Below are 21095 nucleotides of genomic sequence, written 5' to 3'. Positions count from 1 at the left end.
AGCTGTTTAAACAGAAAGTTTGACCCAGCTCAAAGAAGCGTCTTCACGAATTCGAAACAGTTCTCATCTCAGGTCATAAACGTATATTTTCTCGGCTTCCATCTGGTAGCCGGCGTCGGCCAGTTCGCTGCTGGAGGCTCTAACTTGCATCTTTCCCTCGATCCAGTACGGCTGGTAGAGGTCTTCGACGCGCACGCCCATCTCGCTGAAAATGTGCACGATCTGGTTCGACGGCGGGGGTGGCACGTGGATGCACGCACCGTAGTAAGGGACCAGCAGGAACTCGGTGGTGCGGCCTTCTTCGCTTACCTCCAGCGGCACGATGTAGCCCGGCAGCTTGACCTGCTGGCCGTCGAGGCCTCTCACGACTGGGGCATCGGGGGCTTGCTGGCGCGCGGCTGGCGCGGACTCGGCAGACAGGGCGTTGCTGAGCTGTGACATGTCGTGCAGCGGCGTCAGTTGCGGCGGGATGACCGGGGCGCCTTCGGGGATCAGGGCCGGCCAGTCCAGCTCCTTGGGTTCGGCGGCCCATAGAGGCATTGCTACCAGCAACAGCAGGGCCAGCAGCATGCGCATTGCCGGCCTCTGCGCGGGCATGCCCGCTCTCACAGGTCCTGCACAAGGTTCGAAGCCTGCGGGGCTCCCTGTGGGAGCGGGCGTGCCCGCGAAGCAGGCGGTGAGGTGTCTGATCATTACGCGCACTCAGAGGTGTATGGACAGGCCATCGGCCAGCGACTGCCGATAGGCCCGCCACGCCGGCACGCTGCCCATCAGCAACGCCGCCCCCAGGATGATAGCCAGCAAGGTCCATTCATGAGCACTCGGCAGGGCCAGTGGCAGATACAAGCCATAGTTGGCCTGCACGTACCCCTGCGCCAGGGCAATCCCCGCATACAGCAAGCCAAGCCCGGCCACGATCCCGACCGCCGCCAGTGACAGCGCCTCCAGTACCAGCAGCCCCGCGATATGCCACGGCCTGGCCCCGACCGAACGGAGGATCGCCATCTCCCGGCGGCGCTCGTTGAGGCTGGTGAGAATCGCCGTCAGCATGCCGATCAAGCCGGTCAGCACCACGAACAGCGACACCACGAACAACGCTTGTTCCGCCGTGCCCATCAGGCTCCACAGCTCTTGCAGGGCCACGCCTGGCAGGATTGCCAGCAACGGCTCGCTGCGGTACTCGTTGATCTCGCGCTGCAGGCTGAAGGTCGCGATCTTGTTGTTCAGGCCCAGCATGAACGCGGTAATGGCGGCAGGTTGCAGGTCCATCGTGCGTGCCTGCTCGGCGCTGATGCGCCCGGCGCCTCGGGCCGGTACGCCGTTGTGCCAGTCGATATGGATGGCCTCCATACCGCCCAGGCCGATATGCAGTGTGCGGTCGACCGGTGTGCCGGTGCGCTTGAGCACACCGACCACGGTGAACGGCTTGTCGTCATGCTTGACCAGGCTGATGGCTGCCACGCCGTGGGCCAGCACCAGCTTGTCACCCAGTTTGTAGTGCAACGCCTCGGCCACTTCGGCGCCGAGCACCACCTCGAACGGGTCGCTGGCAAACTCACGCCCCTGGCTCAGTTCCAGATGCTGGCGGCGGCCGTACTGGTAATGGCTGAAGTAATCCGTCGTGGTGCCCATCACTCGGTAGCCGCGGTGCGAGTCGCCCAGCGAGATCGGGATCGCCCACTTCACGCGGGGGTCCTGTGCATAGTGCTGGAAGCTGTCCCAGCGGATGTTGTTGGTAGCGTTGCCAATGCGGAACACCGAATACAGCAGCAGGTTCACCGAACCGGAGCGGGCGCCGACGATCAGGTCGGTGCCGCTGATGGTGCTGGCGAAGCTGGCGCGCGCTTCTGTGCGAACACGTTCCACCGCCAGCAGCAGGCACACTGACAGGGCGATGGCGAAGGCGGTGAGAAAGGCGGTGAAGCGGCGGTTGGCCAGGCTGGCCAGGGCAAGGCGGAGCAGGTACATCAGGCCTCCCGGGGCTTGGCGGCGCGGTTGAGGTCGGCCAGGGAAAGGTGACGGTCGAACAGTGGTGCCAGGCTCTGGTCGTGGCTGACGAACAGCAGGCTGGCACCGGCTGCGCGGCATTCATCGAACAGCAGGCGGATGAACGCTTCGCGTGTGTCGGCATCCAGCGCCGAGGTCGGTTCGTCGGCAATCACCAGTTCTGGCTGGCCGATCAGGGCGCGTGCGGCGGCGACCCGCTGTTGCTGGCCGATCGACAGGCTGTCGGCGCGGCGGGCGAGCAGGGCGGGGTCGCCCAGGCCCAGGTGGGCCAGCAGCGTGCCGGCCGCCTGGTCGACACTGCCATGGCGCTGCTCGGCGCGGGCCTTGCGGCTGTGCGAGAAGCGGCAGGGCAGCTCGACGTTTTCACGTACAGAGAGAAACGGCAGCAGGTTGAACTGCTGGAAGATGTAACCGGTGTGATCGACCCGAAAGCGGTCGCGGGCGCCCTGGCCCAATTTGCCGAGGTCCTGGCCAAGCAACTGGATGCGGCCCTGGGCCGGCACGTTCACCCCGCCGAGCAGGCCCAGCAAGGTGGTCTTGCCACTGCCGCTGGGGCCCTTGAGGAACAGGGCTTCACCCGCGTCCAGGTGGAATGCCGGAATATCCAGCAACGGCGGCTGACCTGGCCAGCCGAACACCAGGTCATGCAATTCGATCAACGGCTGGCTCATTCAGAAGGCGACCGCTGCCTTGGCCGGCGTGGTTTCCACGCCTTTCTGGCCGTTGGGGCCGATCAGTTGCACGTTGATTTTCTGGGTGGCCGGGAAGGCCTTGAACAGGGGCGCCAGGTCCACCTGTGCCAGTTTGTCAGGGTTGGCGCAGGTGAGCTGGTAATGGGCACCAATGTCGCTGTGCTGGTGGCCATGCGCGTGCTCGTCACCCTCGTCGTCGGCTTTCAGGGCATCACCGAACAGCGGGCTTTCCAGCTCCTGTTGTTCTTCCTTGCAGTTTGCTGCTGCAGAAAGGCCGAACAGCTTGAGGGGTTGTTCGAGTTGCTGGCGCACGGCGGCGACCTTGGCCTTGTCTGCATCGCTGCTGGCGGCATGCTCGAAGCCCACCAGGTTCATTGCCGGGCTGTCCAGCTCCAGCTCCAGGGTGTTGTCATCAAGCACGACGTTGAGCTTGGCCACGCCATGCTCGTGGGCGCCGAGCGTGCCGTGGTCATGATCATGGTCATCGTGGGCATGGGCCACTGCCAGTGGCAGCAAGGCGAAGGGCAGGGCGAGCAGCAGGCGACGCATGGACGACTCCGGGGCGGGCTGGAAGATTGGGTTATGTTATAACAACTTTTCTGCGCGCCGCCAGCCTGCGTGGCTAAGGTTTCATGTTGCGGTAGCATGGCTGCATTGACCTGGGCTCAAGGAATGCATCATGAGAATTCGTGGACAGATTGGTGACTGGCCGGTGGACCTGACCATCGAGCTGGCGCCTGAAGAGTGGGCGCAACTGGGTAAGCAAATCGAGGTGCCTGTTGTGGTACAGGGTGCTGCGACGGCTACTGTTGCGGCACCGCGCCATGATGACGGGCAATGGTCCGCAGCGCGTGAAGTGTTGCGCGTTGCCGGGCAGATGAGCGGGCCGGAGTTGCTGGACCGGCTGGAAGGGCTGGCGGGAAGCACGGCGGCGGGCAAGCGGCTGCTGGTGCGCTTGCGGCACAGCAGTGAGGTGAAGGTGGAAAGTGGCGTGGATGCGCCGGTCTATCACTGGGTTGGGTGAGAGGGCCAGGAATTTAGGGCTGCTTTGCAGCCCGTTCGCAGCACAAGGCTGCTCCTACAAGGATCAGGTGGCCGTGGTTTCGTACGGTCCCTGTAGGAGCAGCCTTGTGCTGCGAATGGGCCGCAAAGCGGCCCCCGGCATTCTCAGAACATCGCCGCCGACAGCTTGCGGCGATAAACGCCAACCAGCGGATGATCCCCGCCCAGCAACTCGAACACCTGCAGCATCGCCTTCTGCGGCAGCCCGTTCTCGTAGCCACGGTTACGCTGGAACAGCTTCAGCAGCCCATCCAGCGCCGCCTCGTACTGCTGGCGCGCCAGCTGCTGAATGCTCAGCTGATAAGCCGCCTCGTCATCCTGCGGGTTCTGCGCCAGGCGGCTTTTCAGGTCGGCCACTTCCGGCAGGCTGGCCGCCTGGCGCAGGAAGGTCAGCTGGGCCTTGGCACCGGCCAGCGCAGCTTTGTGCTCGTCGGTCTTGACCGCATCCAGCACCACCTGGGCCTCGCCCAGTTCACCGCGCTCGGCCAGGCAGCGGGCGTACAGGATCAACGCCTCGGCATTGCTGTTGTCTTCACCCAGCAGCGCCTGCAACAGCGCTTCGGCTTCGGCAAAGCGGCTTTCGGCAAACAGCGCCTTGGCCTGCTCCAGTGGCGAAGCGGTGGGTGCGGCGGGCATCTGCACGTGTGGCTCGAGCATGGCGCGAATCGCCGATTCCGGCTGAGCCCCGGCAAAACCGTCCACCGGCTGGCCGTCCTTGAACAGCACCACGGTCGGCAGGCTGCGGATACCGAACTGGGCAACCACCTGTTGCTCCACGTCGCAGTTGATCTTGGCCAGCAGCAACTCGCCCTGGTAACCCTCGGTGATCTTGGCCAGCAACGGCATCAGTGCCTTGCACGGCGCACACCACTCGGCCCAGAAGTCCACCAGCACCGGCTTGTGGAAAGAGTTCTCGATCACCAGTTGCTGAAAGGTGGCATCGGTAGCGTCGAAAATGTAAGGCGTGTCTTGGGTCATCGCGACTCTCGCTAACTCGTGAATGGCACCACTATAAGGCGTCGCGGCTGGCGTGGTACAGGCTGACCCTGCGGAATTCGTGTGGCTCGGCCAGGTCCGGCAGGGTCAGTGCTTCGAGCACGCCCAACTGCTGGTACAGCGGGTGGCTGAAGTCGCGTACCCGCGAGTCGGCCACCAGCGCCTGGCGGCCGCGGCTGAGGAAGGCATCCAGCAGCGGCAGGTTGGCGCGGTCGTACAGCACATCGGCAACCAGGATCAGGTCGAAGCGGTCGTCCTCGGCAAAGAAGTCGCTGCTGTAACTGAGCTCTACCCCGTTCAGCGCGGCATTGGCGCGGCAGGCATGGAGGGCCAGCGGGTCAAGGTCGCAGGCCACCACTTCCAGTGCCCCGGCGCGCGCGGCGGCAATGCCGGCGATACCGGAGCCGGCGCCAAAGTCCAGCACGCGCTTGCCGGCCACCCATTCCGGGCGTTCGGCCAGGTACCGGGCCATGGCCAGGCCACTTGCCCAGCAAAAGCTCCAGTAGGGCGGCTCGTCAAGAATGCGCCGGGTTTCGTCGCTGCTGAAGGCGCGGTCCATGTTCTGGTCGTCGATCAACCACAGCTTCAAGTCACAGCCGGGCAGCTCGCTGACGATCAGGCGCGCTTCGCCGATCAGGCCGCTGAGAGCCTGTTGCAGGGCCAGTGGCGCCACTTAAGGTGCCTTCTCGAAACGCAGCGGGCCGGTGGCCTGGGTCTGGGCCTGGCTGATACGTACCGGCGGCAGGTGCATGATCAACTGGCCGGAACGGCTGGCGCGGCCACGTAGCTCGACCCGCGCGCCGGCCGGGAAGGCTTCGGGGTTGAAGCGAAGGTGGTAGGGCAACGCTTGCCCGGTGCCGGTCAGGTTGCTGCTGGCCAGCAGGCGTTGCGGGCGGTCGCGTTCGTCGATGACCAGCAAGGCCAGTTCCACGTCGGCACCGGCCGGGATTTCCAGCAAGGTGCCGCTCAGTTCACGCTGGTAGGCCGGCAACGGGCCCAATACTTCGGCCGGTTTGGCCGAGCGGGTTGGCGTGGGCGCCGGGGGTGTATCGGTCTTCGGCCTGTCGCTGCCGCAAGCGGCGAGCAGGGCGGCGCAGCACAGCACGACGAGCGCTCGGTAGTGCATGGGGGAGTCCTTAACGGGCAGATTTCCCATGGATGTTAACCCCTTTGGCTTGTCTTGCCAGTGCAATGCGCTACCATGGCCCTCCCTTTTTTTGTTGCCTGCCACCATGCACTGTCCCTTTTGCGGTGCCAACGACACCAAGGTCATCGACTCTCGCCTCGTTGCCGAGGGCGAGCAGGTGCGCCGCCGCCGCGAATGCGTGGCCTGTGGCGAGCGCTTCACCACCTTCGAAACCGCCGAACTGGTGCTGCCCCGGCTGATCAAGCAGGACGGCACGCGCCAGCCGTTCGACGAAGACAAGCTGCGCGCCGGCATGCAACGGGCCCTGGAAAAGCGCCCGGTCAGCGTCGAGCGTCTGGAAGCGGCGCTGGCCCACATCAAGAGCCGCCTGCGTGCCACTGGCGAGCGCGAAGTCAAATCGCTGGTGGTGGGTGAAATGGTCATGGCCGAGCTGCGCAAGCTCGACGAGGTGGCTTATATCCGCTTTGCCTCGGTGTACCGGCGCTTCCAGGACCTGGACGAGTTCCGCGAAGAAATCGACCGCCTGGCCCGTGAGCCAGCCAAAGAGTGAACATGCCCAGCCAAGCCGCCATCCTTGACGCCCACTACATGGCCCGCGCGCTGGAGCTGGCGCGCAAGGGCCTGTATACCACCCACCCCAACCCGCGCGTAGGCTGCGTGATCGTACGTGATGGCGAAGTGGTAGGCGAAGGTTGGCACGTGCGCGCCGGCGAGCCGCATGCCGAAGTGCATGCCCTGCGCCAGGCCGGTGAGCGTGCTCGTGGCGCTTGTGCCTACGTTACCCTTGAACCGTGCAGCCACCATGGGCGCACGCCGCCGTGTGCCGAGGCGCTGGTCAAGGCCGGTGTGGCGCGGGTTGTGGCAGCCATGCAGGACCCTAACCCGCAAGTGGCGGGGCAAGGCCTGCGGCGCCTCGCCGAGGCCGGTATCGTGGTGGCCAGTGGCGTGCTCGAAGCCGAGGCCCGCGCACTCAACCCGGGCTTTCTCAAGCGCATGGAAACTGGCCTGCCGTTCGTGCGCGCCAAGTTGGCCATGAGCCTGGACGGCCGCACCGCCATGGCCAGTGGCGAAAGCCAGTGGATTACCGGCCCGGCTGCACGTTCGGCGGTACAGCGCCTGCGCGCCCGCTCCAGCGTGGTGCTGACCAGCGCTGCCAGCGTGCTGGCCGACAACGCCCGCATGACCGTGCGTGGCGCCGAGCTGGGCCTGGATGCCGAAACCACAGCCCTGGCTCTCAGCCGTACGCCGCTGCGCGTACTGGTCGATGGCCGCCTGCGCCTGCCACTGGATGCGCCGTTCTTCAAGGCCGGCCCGGCACTGGTGGTGACCGCTGTCGCAGATGACCCGCGCTATGCCGCTGCCGGCCACGAATTGTTGAACCTGCCAGGTGACAATGGTCAGGTCGACCTGCCGGCGCTGCTGCAGGCCCTGGCCGCTCGCGGCGTCAACGAAATCCTGCTGGAAGCCGGTGCCGGCCTGGTCGGTGCCTTTGCCCGCCAAGGCCTGGTCGACGAATATCAGCTGTTCGTTGCCGGCACCTTCCTCGGCTCCCAGGCCCGCCCGTTGCTGGACTGGCCGCTGGACAAGATGAGCGAAGCGCCGCGATTGAAAATTACCGAAATGCGCGCAGTGGGCGATGACTGGCGGGTCACAGCCATCCCCCTGCCGGCACCCGGCGTATAATGCCGGGCTTGCCCCGTGCAAACCGTTTTTGAGGAAGACCCCATGTTTACCGGCATCATCGAATCCATCGGCACCATCCGCAGCCTCACCCCCAAGGGTGGTGACGTGCGCGTCTACGTCGAAACCGGCAAGCTCGATCTGGGTGACGTCAAGCTGGGCGACAGCATCGCCGTCAACGGGGTATGCCTGACCGCCGTCGAACTGCCGGGCAATGGCTTCTGGGCCGACGTCAGCGTCGAAACCCTCAAACGCACCGCGTTCATTGACCTCAAGAGCGGCAGCAAGGTCAACCTGGAGAAAGCCCTGACCCCCACCACCCGCCTGGGTGGGCACCTGGTCAGCGGCCATGTCGACGGCGTCGGCGAAATCATCTCGCGCAGCGATAACGCCCGCGCCATCCAGTTCCGTGTGCGTGCACCCAAGGAGCTGGCCAAGTACATCGCCCACAAGGGTTCGATCACCGTCGACGGCACCAGCCTGACGGTCAATGAGGTCAATGGCGCCGAGTTCGAGCTGACCATTGTCCCGCACACCCTGTCCGAAACCATCATGGCCGACTACCGCGCAGGGCGTCGGGTAAACCTTGAGGTCGACCTGCTGGCCCGTTATCTGGAGCGCTTGCTGCTGGGTGACAAGGCTGCCGAACCGAGCAAGGGCAGTGGCATTACCGAAAGCTTCCTGGCCGCCAACGGCTTCTTGAAATCCTGATTGAGAAGGGGGTGCCGCGTGGCGCTCAACAGCATCGAAGAACTGGTCGAAGACATCCGCCAGGGCAAAATGGTCATCCTCATGGATGACGAAGACCGCGAGAACGAAGGCGATATCATCATGGCAGCCGAATGCTGCCTGCCTGAGCACATCAATTTCATGGCCAAGCACGCCCGTGGCCTGATCTGCATGCCGATGACCCGTGAGCGTTGCGAAACGCTGAAGCTGCCGCTGATGGCGCCGCGCAACGGCTCGGGCTTCGGCACCAAGTTCACCGTGTCGATCGAAGCCGCCGAAGGTGTCACCACCGGCATCTCCGCCGCCGACCGTGCACGCACGGTGCAGGCCGCTGCCGCCAAGGACGCCAAGGCCGAAGACATCGTCAGCCCAGGCCACATCTTCCCGCTGATGGCCCAGCCCGGCGGTACCCTTGCCCGCGCCGGCCACACCGAAGCTGCCTGCGACCTGGCGCGCATGGCCGGTTTCGAGCCAAGCGGCGTGATCTGCGAAGTGATGAACGACGACGGCACCATGTCGCGCCGCGCCGAGCTGGAAGTGTTCGCCGCCGAGCACGGCCTGAAGATCGGCACCATTGCCGACCTGATCCACTACCGCATGATCCACGAGCGCACCGTGCAGCGTGTGTCCGAGCAGCCGGTGGAAAGCGAGCTGGGCGAGTTCAACCTGGTCACCTACCGCGACGCGGTGGAAGGCGACGTGCACCTGGCCCTGACCCTGGGCAAGATCTGCGCCGAAGAGCCGACCCTGGTGCGTGTGCACAACATGGACCCGCTGCGCGACCTGCTGCTGGTCAAGCAGCCAGGCCGCTGGAGCCTGCGTGCTGCCATGGCCGCCGTGGCCGAAGCCGGCAGCGGCGTGGTACTGCTGCTGGGCCACCCGCTGGATGGCGACGTGCTGCTGGCGCACATCCGCGAAAGCGCAGGCGATGCACCGGCCAAGGCACCGACCACCTACAGCACCGTGGGTGCCGGTTCGCAGATCCTGCGCGACCTTGGTGTGCGCAAGATGCGCCTGATGAGTTCGCCGATGAAGTTCAACGCGATATCCGGATTCGATCTGGAAGTTGTAGAATACGTGCCCTCCGAGTGACTTGAGGCGGCATTGACGCCCTCTGCTCGAGTCCAGACCCCTGTCGAGGCCGCTTGTATGCGGCCTCGCTCTTGAAGATGAGAATATCGGAATGACCCTGAAGACCATCGAAGGTACCTTCATCGCCCCCAAAGGTCGCTATGCTTTGGTGGTTGGCCGCTTCAACAGCTTCGTCGTTGAAAGCCTGGTAAGCGGTGCCGTTGATGCCCTGGTACGCCACGGTGTCAGCGAAAGCGACATCACCATCATCCGTGCCCCGGGCGCATTTGAAATCCCGCTGGTAGCACAGAAGGTCGCCCAGCAAGGCGCCTACGACGCGATCATCGCCCTGGGCGCCGTGATCCGTGGCGGTACCCCGCACTTCGAATACGTGGCGGGCGAATGCACCAAGGGCCTGGCCCAGGTGTCCATGGAGTTCGGTGTTCCGGTGGCCTTCGGCGTACTGACCGTCGACTCCATCGAACAAGCCATCGAGCGTTCCGGCACCAAAGCCGGCAACAAAGGTGCTGAAGCTGCCCTGTCCGCACTGGAAATGGTCAGCCTGCTGGCGCAGTTGGAGGCCAAGTGATTAGCGACGAAAGCGATCGTTTCAACCCGCGCGATCCAAAACCTGCGGATGCCGGCAAGCCCTCGAAAAGCGCCAAGCGCCGCGAAGCCCGCAAGCTCGCGACCCAGGCACTGTACCAGTGGCACATGGCGCAGCATTCGCTGAACGAGATCGAAGCGCAGTTCCGGGTGGATAACGATTTCACCGACGTCGACGGTGCTTATTTCCGTGAAATCCTGCATGGGGTTCCGGCAATCAAGGGCGAAATCGACAAGGCGCTGGCGCCTTGCATGACCATGACGCTGGAAGAGCTCGACCCGGTCGAGCTGGCTGTGCTGCGCCTGTCCACCTGGGAGTTCATCAAGCGCGTCGACGTACCGTACCGCGTGGTGATCAACGAAGGTGTCGAGCTGGCCAAGGTCTTCGGTGCCACCGACGGCCACAAGTTCGTCAACGGCGTGCTAGACAAGCTGGCGCCGTCGCTGCGTGAAGCCGAAGTCAAGGCGAACAAGCGCTGATTCTGGCGCTGTAGAGCCATGGGTGAGTTCGAGCTGATCAACCATTACTTCGCCGCCGCGCCTTGTGCGCAGGGCGGCGAGGGCGTGGCCCTGGGTATTGGCGACGACTGCGCCCTGCTAGCCCTTCCCCCCGGTGAGCAACTGGCGGTGTCGACCGACACCCTGGTCGCCGGGGTGCATTTTCCCGCTGTTTGCGATCCGCTGCTGCTTGGCCAGCGTTCGTTGGCCGTGGCCGCCAGTGACCTGGCCGCCATGGGCGCGACTGCGATCGGCTTCACCCTCGCCCTGACCCTGCCGGACGTTGGCCCTGACTGGCTGGCGGCGTATGCCGACGGCCTCAGCCGCATGGCCCACCGTTGCCGCATGAGCCTGATCGGGGGTGACACCACCCGGGGCCCGCTGAGCATCACCGTCACCGTGTTTGGCCGCGTGCCGGCAGGCCAGGCGTTGCGCCGTAGCGGTGCACGGCCAGGCGACCTGCTGTGCGTCGGCGGTGTGCTGGGCAAGGCGGCCGGCGCGCTGCCGCTGGTGCTGGGCGAACGCGAGGCGCCTGCCGAACAGGCCGAGCCGCTGCTGGCCCATTACTGGTCGCCAATGCCGCAGCTCACCCTCGGCACGCTGCTGCGTGGCCGGGCCACGGCGGCGCTGGACATCTCCGACGGCCTGCTCGCTGATTGCGGGCACATCGCCAAGGCGTCCGGCGTTGCGCTGGAGGTGAACCTGGCCCAGGTGCCAGTGTCTCCTGCTGTAGAGGCGTTCCTGGGGCGCGAAGCGGCAGTACAGGCAGCCCTGGCCGGTGGCGACGACTACGTGCTCGCCTTCACGCTGCCGCCTGAGGCGCTGGCGCTCCTGGCTGACCTCGGCATGGTCGAGGTACATACCATTGGCCGTGTGCTCGAAGGGCAGGGTGTCACCTTGCGCGACGCACAGGGTCGGGACATCACCCCCGTTCAGCGGGGCTATCAACACTTTAGGGAGACACCGTGACCGATCACCCCAATCAGGTGCCTGCGGAGTTTGTTCCGCCTTCGGTCTGGCGCAACCCGTGGCACTTCATCGCTTTTGGCTTCGGTTCCGGTACCTTGCCCAAGGCCCCGGGCACCTGGGGCTCGCTGGTGGCCATCCCGTTCATTCCGTTGTGGCAGCTGTTGCCTGACTGGGGCTACTGGCTGTTGCTGGGCGTGAGCATGCTGTTTGGCTTCTGGTTGTGCGGCAAAGTCGCCAATGACTTGCGCGTACACGACCATGAAGGCATTGTCTGGGATGAGATCGTCGGCATGTGGATCACCCTCTGGCTGGTGCCAGAAGGCTGGCAGTGGCTGCTGGCAGGGTTCCTGATGTTCCGCTTCTTCGACATCCTCAAACCCTGGCCGATCCGCTGGATCGACCGCCATGTGCACGGGGGCGTCGGCATCATGCTCGACGATATCCTGGCCGGCGTGTTTGCTTGGCTGGGCATGCAGGTTCTGGTGTGGGCGGTTGCCTGAACAGGGAGCGCTTGAATGGCCATAAGGACGTTGCTGTTGGCAGTGCTGCTGAGCGTTGCCCCATGGGTGGCAGTTGCTGAAGGCGTGCCGAAGCAGATCCACCTGGTCAGTGAAGAGTGGCTCGATTACACCAACGCTGACGGTACCGGGGTGGCCTGGGATGTGCTGCGCAAGGTGTTCGAGCCGGCAGGGGTCAAGGTGGTGGCCCAGAGCGCGCCCTATAGCCGTGCAGTCGGGCTGGTAAAGCGTGGCGAAGCCGATGCCTGGGTGGGCTCTTACAAGCAAGAGAACGACGACAACCTGTACCCGCGCTGGCACTTCGACATGGACCACATCTATGCCTTGGGGCTGGCTAGCAAACCTGTGCCTACTGCGCAGAATGTGGGCAAGTATCGCCTGGCCTGGGTGCGTGGCTACGACTACGGCAGCTACCTGCCAGATGTACATGAATACCGTGAAATTCAGCGCCGCGAAGGCATTCTGCCGATGCTCGAGCATGACCGGGTGGACTTCTACATCGATGCACAGACCGAAGTCGATTACGTCCTGAGCCAGTCATCCCAGCCCGAGCGCTTCCGTCGTACCCATGTGGCCGAGCTGCCGCTGTACCTGGCGTTTGCCCGCAACGGCCAGGCCAAGGCGCTGTGTGACCTGTTCGACAAACGCATGGACGAACTGGTGCGCAGCGGCGAGCTGAAGCCGATTTTCGAGCACTGGAAACAGCCGTACCCTTTCGGCCCAGATAGCCGCCCGCATTAGCATTCAAAGGGTTTGCGCGGTCCCTGTAGGAGCGGGTTTACCCGCGAACACCGGCGGAGCCGGTGCCAGGCACCGCGTTGTCTGCTTCGCGGGTAAACCCGCTCCCACAGAGAGCGTGCCAAGCCCGCGCTGCTAAGCATCGAACTTTTCGATCTTAACCCGCGGTATTCAGCCCGCCCACAGCCTGCAACCGGCTGATACAATCGGCCCACGTGAAATTTCCAACTTATTCCAGGAGCACAACGTGCCCGTCGTCTTTGTTGCCGCCTCTAAACTCCCGACGCCATTCGCGACCTTCACCATGCATGGCTTCCTCGACGAAGCCACTGGCCGCGAGCACGTAGTGCTCAGCCTGGGTGACATTGCGGACGGCCAGCCGGTGCTGGGGCGCCTGCACTCCGAGTGCCTGACCGGCGATGCCTTGTTCAGCCAGCGGTGCGACTGCGGTTCGCAGTTGGAAGCCGCGCTGCAGGCCATCGCCCGTGAAGGCCGTGGGGTGCTGCTGTACCTGCGTCAGGAAGGCCGTGGCATCGGCCTGTTGAACAAGATCCGCGCCTACGAGCTGCAGGATGGTGGCGCCGATACCGTCGAAGCCAATGAACGCCTGGGCTTTGCCGCCGACCAGCGCGACTACGCCATCTGCTTGCCGATGCTGGAGCACTTGGGTGTGAAAGCCCTGCGCCTGATGACCAATAACCCGCGCAAGGTCAAAGCGCTGACCGACATGAATATCGTGGTTGCCGAACGTGTGCCGCTGCACACCGGCCACAACCCGCACAACCGTTACTACCTGGCGACCAAGGCCGGCAAACTCGGCCACATGCTGGGCAATGAACACCAGGGTGAGGTGCCCCAGGCGTGACCCGTGCCGAGGTCAAGCGGCGCCTGGCACTGGCCTGGTGGCAGTACCTGGCGATGGGCCTGGTGCCGCTGCCGGTCATGGCCTGGGCCTTTGGTGGTGGTGACGCGCTGATCCCGGTGCTGGCCATGCCGCTGTTCATCGCCGGCGCGGCGACCATGTTCCTCAGCCTGCCGCGCTTCGGCGCCTACAAGCGCGCACTGATCGCCACCTCCAAGGTGCTCGGCACGGGCGAAGAGCCCGCTGCCTGGATCGAACTGGCCCGGGTACGGCGCATGGCCATGTTGTACGCCTGCTTCCCGGCCTGGGTCGCCGCACTGTCGGTGCTGGTCGGCCTTGAGGCGGTGCCGCAAATCCTGCTGGCACTGTCTACCGTGGTGGTGCTGTACCTCTATCGCATTCCACGTCAGCTCGGCTGATGCGCCTGCTGCCAGGCCTGCTGGCGCTGTTCGCCTGCACCGCGCTGGCCGCTGACCCCCTGCGGGTGGTCAGCCTGGCGCCCTCGATGACTGAAATCATGCTCGAACTGCGGGCCGACGACCTGCTGGTGGGGGTGCTCGACGGTGGCGAGCGGCCGGCAGCGCTGCGCGACCTGCCCTCGGTTGGGCGCCAAGGGCAACTGAACATGGAGCGCCTGCTCAGCCTGCGCCCCGAGCTGTTGCTGCTCTGGCCGGGCAGCGTGCCACCTGCCCAGCGCGACCAGCTCAAGCGCCTGGGCATCGCCACCTTCAGTGCGGAACCCCATGATATCGACCAGTTGATTTCCCAGATCGAAGCCATCGCCGAGCGTATCGGCCGTGCCGAACAAGGCCATCAGTACGCCCAGGCCCTGCGAGAGCGGCTGCAGCAGTTACGTGAGCAGTACCGGCGTGACGAGCCATTGCAGGTGTTCTACCAGGTATGGGACCAGCCCTTGTACACCCTGGGTGGCCGGCAGGTGGTGAGCGATGCCTTGGCAGTGTGCGGGGCGCGCAATGTGTTCGCCGACCTCAACCAGCCGGCACCGCAGGTGAATGTGGAGTCTGTGCTGCTGCGCAACCCACAGGTCATCCTGGCTGGCGATCCAGCGCAACTGGCGAGCTGGAAGGCTTGGCCGCAATTACGTGCGGTTGCCGATGGCCGCTTGCTGGTGGTGCCCGACAAAGGTCTGGAGCGGCCCAGCGGGCAGATGATCGAAGCCACCGCACGCTTGTGCGCGTTGCTCGCGGCTAAAGCGCCGGCGTCCAGGTAACGCTGAACAACAGCGTGCGGCCTTCTTCGCGGTAGGGGTGGTAGGCACCCTCGTAGCTGTACAGGGCACGGCTGTGAGTGTGGTCCAGCAGGTTATCCAGCTTCGCTTCCAGTTTCAGTTCGTCAGTGGCTGCCCAACTACCGCGCAAACCGAGCAGGCCATAGCCGCCGATGCGGTTGCGGTTGGCCTCATCGTCATAGCTGCCGCTGACCGCTTGCCAGCCTGCGCCCACGGTGAAACGCCCGAGTTCACGGTCCAGGTCCAGGCTCAGCGTGCGGCGTGCACGGCGGGCGAGGGTGTGGCCGCTGTCACGGTCACGAGGGTCGATCAGTGCCAGGCCCAGTTGGCTGTGCCAGGCGCCCCATTGTTGCGCCAAGGCCATTTCGAAGCCGTTGATACGGGCCGAGGCGACGTTGCGGGGTATCGAGTCCTGGCCGAACACGATCGCATCGCGCAGGTCGGTGCGGTACAGCGAGGCTTCCAGGCGGCTGTCCGCAGTCAGCTGGCTGCGCCATTGCAGCTCGTAGCTTCTGGAGTGCTCGGGGTTCAGGTCCGGGTTGCTGAACTGAGGGTAATACAGGTCGTTGAAGGTTGGCGCCCGAAAGCCTTCGCTGTAGGACAGCAGCACATCATTCTGTGCGTTCAACGGTACGGTCAGGCTGCCGCTCCAGGTGGTCTGGCCGCCGAACTGCTGGTTACGGTCATGGCGCACACCCACTTCGGTGGAAAACCGTTCGCCCTGGTATCGGTGCTGGACGAAGACGGCGCGGTTCCACCGGCTGTCCTCGGTGAAGTCGGTGCTGGCGTGCACGCGGTCTTCGTACCAGTCGCCACCCAGCAACACGCTGTGTCGCTCGCCCAGGGTCAGGTCGTTCTGCCAGGTGGCCTGATCACGGTAGGTATTGAACACGAAGCGTTCGGCGCTGAGCTTGTCGCGCTTGTCGTCGCGGTTCTCGCTGTGGGCCAGTTCCAGCCGCGTATGCCATGCGTCGGTGAACTGGGCATCGAAGTAGCTGCCCAGGCTGCTGACGCTGAAATCGGTGTAGGGCTGTTGGCCGAAGCTTTCGAAGGTGACCGGGTCGAAGCCGCCGAACGGGTTGTCGTACTCACTGCGGCCACGGCTGTCGAGCAGGTTCAGCCCGGCCTCGAAGCGCTCACTGAAGGTGTGGCTCAGGCTCAGGTTGAATGCCTTGTTGCGGTAAGCGTCGTGGTCGCCATCGCTGGCGAATGACGGCCCGGTCGAGTCGATGCCGGCCGTTTCATCCAGGCTGGCGCCGAGGTTGAAGCGGGTCGCGTCGTTGCCGCCAGAAAGCCCCAAGCTGCGCTGGAATGTCTGGTTGCTGCCGGCGGCCATGCGCAGGCGCGGCTGCAGGCCGGGGCCATTGCTGCGCCGGGTGAAGATCTGGATTACCCCGCCAATGGCATCGCTGCCGTACACCGCCGAACGCGAGCCACGCAGCACTTCCACCCGCTCGATCTGGTCAACGTCGAGAAACTGCAGGCCGCTGTCGCCGGAGGTAGCGTTGGCGATGCGCACGCCATCGACCAGTACCAGGCTTTGTGCGGCCTTGGTGCCACGGATGAAGATGCCGGGCAGGCTGCCACGGCCACCGGTAGGCGCCACTTGCACGCCAGGCACGCGGCTGAGCAGGTCGGTGACGCTGGTGGGTTGCAGGCGGTCGATGTCGGTGCGGGTGAAGACGGTATTGGCGGCGCTGGTGACGGTGCGCGATTCGACCTGGCGGCTGGCGCTGATCAGCACGTCGGGGAGCTTGAGGGCGTCGTCGCGCTCGGCGGCCAGCAGCGGGAGGGGGAGGCAGAGCAGGGTGGCAAAAGTTGGGGCTTTCATGGGCAGTACCATTTTGCGAGGGCTGCGCCCTCGATCGCGACACAAGGCCGCTCCCACAGGTATTGCGCAAGCCTGGGGAGCGGTGAGGTCGCTGTGGGAGCGGCCTTGTGTCGCGATGGGCCGCAGAGCGGCCCCGGGGATTACAAGCCGAGCCTGGCCATGCGGGCCTTCACCGACGCTTCGATCCCGGCCGCATCCAGCCCGCACTCAGCCAGCATCTGTGCAGGCTTGGCATGCTCGACGTAGATGTCGGGCAAGCCCAGGTGCAGCAGCGGCTTGAGCACTGCCTGGCTGGCCAGGAACTCACCCACCGCAGCACCCGCGCCACCCATGATGGCGTTCTCTTCAATGGTCACCAGCAGCGCGTGGCTGCCAGCCAGTTCCAGCACCAAGGCCTCGTCCAGCGGTTTGACGAAGCGCATGTCAACCACTGTGGCGTTGATCTGCTCGGCCACCTGCATGGCCTCGGCCAGCTGCACGCCAAACACCAGCAGGGCGACGTTCTCGCCTTGGCGGCGAACCACGCCCTTGCCGATTTCCAGTGGCTCCAGGTCGCCGCTGATCGGCGCATTCGGGCCGGTGCCACGCGGGTAGCGCACGGCTGCCGGGCCGTTGTACAGGTGGCCGGTGCTGAGCATCTTGCGCAGCTCGTTCTCGTCGCTCGGGGTCATCACCAGCATGCCCGGGATGCAGCGCAGGTACGACAGGTCGTAACTGCCCGCATGGGTCGGACCGTCTTCGCCAACGAGGCCGGCGCGGTCGATGGCAAACAGCACATCGAGGTTCTGCACGGCCACGTCGTGGATCAGCTGGTCGTAGGCACGCTGCAGGAACGTGGAGTAGATCGCCACCACCGGCTTGCTGCCCTCGCAGGCCATGCCGGCCGCCAGGGTAACGGCGTGCTGCTCGGCGATCGCCACGTCGAAGTAGCGTTCCGGGTAGCGCTCGCTGAAGTCGACCAGGTCGGAGCCTTCTTTCATCGCCGGGGTAATGCCCACAAGGCGGTTGTCGGCGGCGGCCATGTCGCACAGCCACTGGCCGAACACGGCAGAGTATTTCGGGCCGCTGACTTTCTTCGGCGCGGCAGGCTTGTCGGCCGGCTCCAGCTTGGTGATGGCGTGGTAGCCGATCGGGTCGACCTCGGCCGGGGCGAAGCCCTTGCCCTTCTTGGTCACCACGTGCAGGAACTGCGGGCCCTTCAGGTCACGCATGTTGCGCAGGGTGGCGATCATGGTCGGCAGGTCGTGGCCGTCGATGGGGCCGATGTAGTTCCAGCCCAGTTCTTCGAACAGCGTGCCCGGCACCAACATGCCCTTGGCGTATTCCTCGGTGCGGCGGGCGATTTCCCAGGCGCCTGGCAGGCGCGACAGCACCTTCTTGCTGCCTTCGCGCATGCTCGCGTAGGTGCGGCTGGAGAGGATCTTGGCCAGGTAGTTGGACAGGCCACCGACATTGCGCGAAATCGACATGTCGTTGTCGTTGAGGATCACCAGCATGTCGGCGTTGACTTCCTGGGCGTGGTTCAACGCCTCGAAGGCCATGCCGGCAGTCAGCGCGCCGTCCCCGATCACCGCAATCGACTTGCGTGCGCTGTTCTGCAGACGGGCGGCAATGGCCATGCCCAGTGCGGCGCTGATCGAGGTGCTGGAGTGGCCGACGCCAAAGGTGTCGTACTCGCTCTCGCTGCGGCGCGGGAAAGCGGCGATGCCGTCCTTCTGGCGCAGGCTGAGCATGCGGTTACGGCGCCCGGTGAGGATCTTGTGCGGGTAGGCCTGGTGGCCCACGTCCCACACCAGCCGGTCGTCCGGGGTGTCGAACACGTAGTGCAGGGCGATGGTCAGCTCGATCACGCCCAGACCGGCGCCAAAATGCCCACCGGTCTGTCCCACGGTGTAGAGCAGTTCCTGGCGCAGTTCGTCGGCCAGGGTCTCCAGGTCGGCTTCGGCCAGCCGGCGCAGGCCGGCAGGCGTGTCAGCGCGGTCGAGCAACGGCGTGACCGGGCGTTCGCGGGGGATCTCTTGAAACGTCGTGGGCATCAGGCGAGTCGTTATAGGTGTGTGAAGACGCGGCAGTTTACCCCATTGTAGGAAATACTGCCCATTCAGACGGGTGTCGCACGGGGCTGCTTTGCAGCCCATCGCCGGCAAGCCAGCTCCCACAGGATCTTCACAGATCACAGGCCGCCGAGGTACCTGTGGGAGCTGGCTTGCCGGCATTGGGCGCGCAGCGGCCCCAATCAATCAGTTACGGCGTTCGACGATGTAGCGCGCCAAGGCCCGCAGCGGCTCGGCCGTTTCCCCGAAGCCTTGCAGTGCGATCAGCGCCTGGTCGCGCAGTTCGATTGCATAGGCCTTGGCCGCTTCCAGGCCCAGCAGGGCCGGGTAGGTCGGTTTGTCACGCGCTATGTCGGCACCCTGGCGTTTGCCCAGGGTAGCGGTATCGCTTTCCACGTCGAGGATGTCGTCCTGCACCTGGAATGCCAGGCCGATGGCCTGTGCATACACCTGCAAGGCATCCAGCTGCGCCTGTTCGGCACGGGCGCTGGCCAGGGCGCCGAGGCGCACGCTGGCTTCAATCAGTGCGCCGGTCTTGTGCCGGTGCATGAACTCCAGTGCCTGCTGGTCCAGCTTCAGGCCTACCGAACCGAGGTCGATGGCCTGGCCGCCGACCATGCCTGCCGGGCCGGCAGCCTTGGCCAGGGCCTGGACCATGGCCAGGCGAATGCCGTCGGCCTGCGGGCTCAGGCCAGGGTCGAGCAGGGCACTGAATGCCAGGCTCTGCAAACCGTCGCCAGCGAGGATGGCGCAGGCTTCGTCAAATGCTTTGTGGGTAGTGGGTTGGCCGCGACGCAGGTCGTCGTCGTCCATGGCTGGCAGGTCGTCATGCACCAGCGAGTAGGCGTGGATCAGTTCGACCGCGCAGGCCGCGCCGTTGGCCTGTTCGGCCGGGGCGCCCAAGGCTTCGCAGGCCGCGTAGGCCAGCAGCGGGCGTACGCGCTTGCCGCCGTTCATCACGCTGTAGCGCATGGCGGCGTAAAGGCGTTCCAGCTCTTTGGACGGGGCAACGAACAGCGGTTCGAGGGCGGCGTCGACCCGAGCCTGGCAGCTGGCCTGGTAGGTGCCGATCATGCTTCCGGCTCCGCGTCGAAGGGCTGCGCGGCCAGTTCGCCGTCGCGTTCCAGGAGGATTTGCACCTTCTGTTCGGCCTGGGCCAGGGCACCCTGGCAATCACGGGTCAGGGCGATGCCTTGCTCGAAGGCGGCCAGCGACTCTTCCAGCGACAACTCGCCGTTCTCCAGGCGCTCGACCAGTGCTTGCAGGTCTGCGAGGGATTGCTCGAAATCGAGGGAGGCTTTTTTGCGGGCCATGGCGACTTTCTCGGTGGCATTCAGAACGGCGCGACACTAGCAGAGCGGGGCGGGGGGAGCAAACTTCCGACAGCTGCCCGGCTGATACAGGCCGCTCCCAAAAGGGCCGCAAAGCGGCCCTGTTCGGAGGATCAGGCCGGCTCTGCTTCCCGTTCCAGCAGCGCCTCGCGGTACCGCGCCAGCTCCTCGATGGTCAGCACCGGCAAGTTGTACTGCCGCGCATAAACCGCCACCTGCTCGCCACGCGCCATGCTGCCATCGGGGTTCATCAGCTCGCACAGCACTGCCGCCGGGCGCAGGCCGGCCAGGCGCGCCAGGTCCACCGAGCCTTCGGTGTGCCCACGGCGGGTCAGCACCCCGCCATTGCGGGCGCGCAGCGGGAACACATGCCCCGGGCTGACGATATGACGCTGTTCGGCGCTGGAGCGCAGTGCTGCGCCAATGGTGGTGATGCGGTCCTGGGCAGAAACCCCGGTGGTGATGCCTTCTGCAGCCTCGATGGTGACCGTGAATCCGGTGCCGTGGCGGGCCTGGTTGTTCTGCACCATTGGCGCCAGTTGCAGTGCGTCGACGGTGGCTTCGTCCAGGCACAGGCAGACGATGCCGCTGCAGTCGCGAATCATCATGGCCATGGTCTGCAGCGTAATGTTTTCGGCAGCGGCAATGATGTCCGCTTCGTCCTCGCGGTCGTCATCGTCAAGCAGCAGCACAGGGCGCCCGGCCTGGAAGGCGGCGATGGCGGCGGAAACAGCGGGGAATTGCGGATGGTTACGGGTGGACATGAAACGCTCCTCGTGAATGATCGATGAACGTCTCGGGGCGAACAAAATGCGCGCGCAGGGGCGCCCGGATGGCCCCTGCCTGACGCCTTCTTTCATCCGGACTATGACCGTCGGCTCTGGAGTTGCACCAGATCTGCTGACCCCCGGCATGGCCGGGGCGCTCGCGGGCTCATCTTTCGATTTACCGCCGGTGGGGACTTTCACCCCGCCCTGAAGACCGCCCAAGCATACCGCACCTTGCCACCCCGCTGGCAACCCACGGCTCTACGACCTTTGGCGGTATCATGCCGT

25 protein-coding genes and 1 riboswitch are annotated in these 21095 nt (G+C 65.1%); of the genes, 13 read left to right on the top strand and 12 right to left on the bottom strand.

Annotated elements, in window-relative coordinates:
• Positions 1 to 63: 63 nt before the first annotated feature.
• The 4 genes from SB765_RS24650 to SB765_RS24635 all read right to left on the bottom strand — a co-directional run bounded on the left by SB765_RS24650 (position 64) and on the right by SB765_RS24635 (position 3248).
• A complete protein-coding gene (locus SB765_RS24650; protein ID WP_410912378.1) occupies positions 64 to 576 on the bottom strand; it encodes a DUF3299 domain-containing protein in 513 nt (170 codons plus the stop codon).
• 126 nt (positions 577 to 702) lie between these two features.
• Complete coding sequence (locus SB765_RS24645; RefSeq protein WP_341797434.1) at positions 703 to 1968, bottom strand: ABC transporter permease; 1266 nt, start codon at positions 1966 to 1968, stop codon at positions 703 to 705.
• Positions 1968 to 2678 carry an ABC transporter ATP-binding protein gene (locus SB765_RS24640; protein WP_016497772.1) on the bottom strand — a complete coding sequence of 237 codons (711 nt, stop codon included), beginning with the start codon at positions 2676 to 2678 and terminating at the stop codon, positions 1968 to 1970. The genes SB765_RS24645 and SB765_RS24640 overlap by 1 nt, the downstream gene beginning before the upstream one ends.
• Positions 2679 to 3248, bottom strand: a complete 570-nt coding sequence (locus SB765_RS24635; protein ID WP_016497773.1) for a DUF2796 domain-containing protein — start codon at positions 3246 to 3248, stop codon at positions 2679 to 2681. It abuts the gene before it with no gap.
• A 130-nt stretch (positions 3249 to 3378) separates the two neighbouring features.
• Here SB765_RS24635 and SB765_RS24630 point away from each other — a divergent pair, with 130 nt between their 5' ends.
• The gene (locus SB765_RS24630) at positions 3379 to 3723 is read left to right on the top strand and encodes a hypothetical protein (RefSeq protein WP_410912383.1); all 345 of its coding nucleotides are present in this window, start codon (positions 3379 to 3381) and stop codon (positions 3721 to 3723) included.
• A 143-nt stretch (positions 3724 to 3866) separates the two neighbouring features.
• Here SB765_RS24630 and trxA read toward each other — a convergent pair whose 3' ends face one another.
• From trxA to SB765_RS24615, 3 genes are read right to left on the bottom strand one after another with little or no spacing between them, the layout of a single operon-like run.
• Positions 3867 to 4739 carry a thioredoxin gene (gene trxA / locus SB765_RS24625; RefSeq protein ID WP_086974857.1) on the bottom strand — a complete coding sequence of 291 codons (873 nt, stop codon included), beginning with the start codon at positions 4737 to 4739 and terminating at the stop codon, positions 3867 to 3869.
• 31 nt (positions 4740 to 4770) lie between these two features.
• Positions 4771 to 5430: a class I SAM-dependent methyltransferase gene (locus SB765_RS24620; RefSeq protein ID WP_341797436.1), complete on the bottom strand. Its 660-nt coding sequence runs from the start codon at positions 5428 to 5430 to the stop codon at positions 4771 to 4773.
• Positions 5431 to 5883: a YbaY family lipoprotein gene (locus tag SB765_RS24615; RefSeq protein ID WP_016497778.1), complete on the bottom strand. Its 453-nt coding sequence runs from the start codon at positions 5881 to 5883 to the stop codon at positions 5431 to 5433.
• Between the two features lie 106 nt (positions 5884 to 5989).
• Here SB765_RS24615 and nrdR point away from each other — a divergent pair, with 106 nt between their 5' ends.
• The 12 genes from nrdR to SB765_RS24555 all read left to right on the top strand — a co-directional run bounded on the left by nrdR (position 5990) and on the right by SB765_RS24555 (position 14806).
• Entirely contained in the window at positions 5990 to 6454 is a 465-nt protein-coding gene (gene nrdR / locus SB765_RS24610) for a transcriptional regulator NrdR (RefSeq protein WP_009685710.1), read from the top strand.
• Between the two features lie 2 nt (positions 6455 to 6456).
• Positions 6457 to 7587 (top strand): bifunctional diaminohydroxyphosphoribosylaminopyrimidine deaminase/5-amino-6-(5-phosphoribosylamino)uracil reductase RibD, encoded by a 1131-nt coding sequence (ribD, locus tag SB765_RS24605; protein WP_341797437.1) that lies wholly within the window; start codon positions 6457 to 6459, stop codon positions 7585 to 7587.
• 42 nt (positions 7588 to 7629) lie between these two features.
• A complete protein-coding gene (locus SB765_RS24600; RefSeq protein ID WP_016497780.1) occupies positions 7630 to 8295 on the top strand; it encodes a riboflavin synthase in 666 nt (221 codons plus the stop codon).
• 18 nt (positions 8296 to 8313) lie between these two features.
• Complete coding sequence (gene ribBA, locus SB765_RS24595; RefSeq protein ID WP_016497781.1) at positions 8314 to 9405, top strand: bifunctional 3,4-dihydroxy-2-butanone-4-phosphate synthase/GTP cyclohydrolase II; 1092 nt, start codon at positions 8314 to 8316, stop codon at positions 9403 to 9405.
• A 91-nt stretch (positions 9406 to 9496) separates the two neighbouring features.
• On the top strand, positions 9497 to 9973 hold the full coding sequence (gene ribE, locus SB765_RS24590; protein WP_003255395.1) for a 6,7-dimethyl-8-ribityllumazine synthase: 477 nt from the start codon (positions 9497 to 9499) through the stop codon (positions 9971 to 9973).
• Positions 9970 to 10470, top strand: coding sequence for a transcription antitermination factor NusB (gene nusB, locus SB765_RS24585; RefSeq protein WP_023049296.1), 501 nt, complete (start codon positions 9970 to 9972; stop codon positions 10468 to 10470). Before ribE ends, nusB begins: the two co-directional genes overlap by 4 nt.
• Before the next feature lie 18 nt (positions 10471 to 10488).
• Positions 10489 to 11457 carry a thiamine-phosphate kinase gene (gene thiL / locus SB765_RS24580; RefSeq protein ID WP_410912390.1) on the top strand — a complete coding sequence of 323 codons (969 nt, stop codon included), beginning with the start codon at positions 10489 to 10491 and terminating at the stop codon, positions 11455 to 11457.
• Positions 11454 to 11957, top strand: coding sequence for a phosphatidylglycerophosphatase A (locus tag SB765_RS24575; RefSeq protein WP_010951803.1), 504 nt, complete (start codon positions 11454 to 11456; stop codon positions 11955 to 11957). The genes thiL and SB765_RS24575 overlap by 4 nt, the downstream gene beginning before the upstream one ends.
• Positions 11958 to 11972: 15 nt before the next feature.
• Positions 11973 to 12716: a substrate-binding periplasmic protein gene (locus SB765_RS24570; RefSeq protein WP_410932075.1), complete on the top strand. Its 744-nt coding sequence runs from the start codon at positions 11973 to 11975 to the stop codon at positions 12714 to 12716.
• A 244-nt stretch (positions 12717 to 12960) separates the two neighbouring features.
• Positions 12961 to 13578, top strand: coding sequence for a GTP cyclohydrolase II (gene ribA / locus SB765_RS24565; protein ID WP_016484701.1), 618 nt, complete (start codon positions 12961 to 12963; stop codon positions 13576 to 13578).
• Positions 13575 to 13994, top strand: a complete 420-nt coding sequence (locus SB765_RS24560; protein WP_016497785.1) for a hypothetical protein — start codon at positions 13575 to 13577, stop codon at positions 13992 to 13994. Before ribA ends, SB765_RS24560 begins: the two co-directional genes overlap by 4 nt.
• A complete protein-coding gene (locus SB765_RS24555; RefSeq protein ID WP_410912396.1) occupies positions 13994 to 14806 on the top strand; it encodes a cobalamin-binding protein in 813 nt (270 codons plus the stop codon). The genes SB765_RS24560 and SB765_RS24555 overlap by 1 nt, the downstream gene beginning before the upstream one ends.
• On the opposite strand, the gene SB765_RS24550 is transcribed toward SB765_RS24555, so the two are convergent.
• The 5 genes from SB765_RS24550 to ribB all read right to left on the bottom strand — a co-directional run bounded on the left by SB765_RS24550 (position 14784) and on the right by ribB (position 20804).
• Positions 14784 to 16655: a TonB-dependent receptor domain-containing protein gene (locus tag SB765_RS24550; RefSeq protein WP_410932074.1), complete on the bottom strand. Its 1872-nt coding sequence runs from the start codon at positions 16653 to 16655 to the stop codon at positions 14784 to 14786. The genes SB765_RS24555 and SB765_RS24550 overlap by 23 nt on opposite strands.
• A 140-nt stretch (positions 16656 to 16795) precedes the next feature.
• Positions 16796 to 18691: a 1-deoxy-D-xylulose-5-phosphate synthase gene (gene dxs / locus SB765_RS24545; protein WP_019472347.1), complete on the bottom strand. Its 1896-nt coding sequence runs from the start codon at positions 18689 to 18691 to the stop codon at positions 16796 to 16798.
• Positions 18692 to 18895: 204 nt separating this feature from the next.
• Positions 18896 to 19783 (bottom strand): (2E,6E)-farnesyl diphosphate synthase, encoded by an 888-nt coding sequence (ispA, locus tag SB765_RS24540; RefSeq protein WP_016497789.1) that lies wholly within the window; start codon positions 19781 to 19783, stop codon positions 18896 to 18898.
• Entirely contained in the window at positions 19780 to 20022 is a 243-nt protein-coding gene (locus SB765_RS24535; protein WP_003255380.1) for an exodeoxyribonuclease VII small subunit, read from the bottom strand. Before SB765_RS24535 ends, ispA begins: the two co-directional genes overlap by 4 nt.
• A gap of 131 nt (positions 20023 to 20153) precedes the next feature.
• On the bottom strand, positions 20154 to 20804 hold the full coding sequence (gene ribB, locus SB765_RS24530; protein WP_341797442.1) for a 3,4-dihydroxy-2-butanone-4-phosphate synthase: 651 nt from the start codon (positions 20802 to 20804) through the stop codon (positions 20154 to 20156).
• An 80-nt stretch (positions 20805 to 20884) separates the two neighbouring features.
• Positions 20885 to 21026: riboswitch (FMN riboswitch) on the bottom strand.
• Between the last annotated feature and the right edge of the window lie 69 nt (positions 21027 to 21095).

This window comes from Pseudomonas sp. SIMBA_067 (genome assembly GCF_046534675.1).
Taxonomy (GTDB): Bacteria; Pseudomonadota; Gammaproteobacteria; order Pseudomonadales; family Pseudomonadaceae; genus Aquipseudomonas; species Aquipseudomonas putida.
Note: the sequence above shows the minus strand (reverse complement) of the source record. Positions and strands in the feature narration are given on the sequence as shown.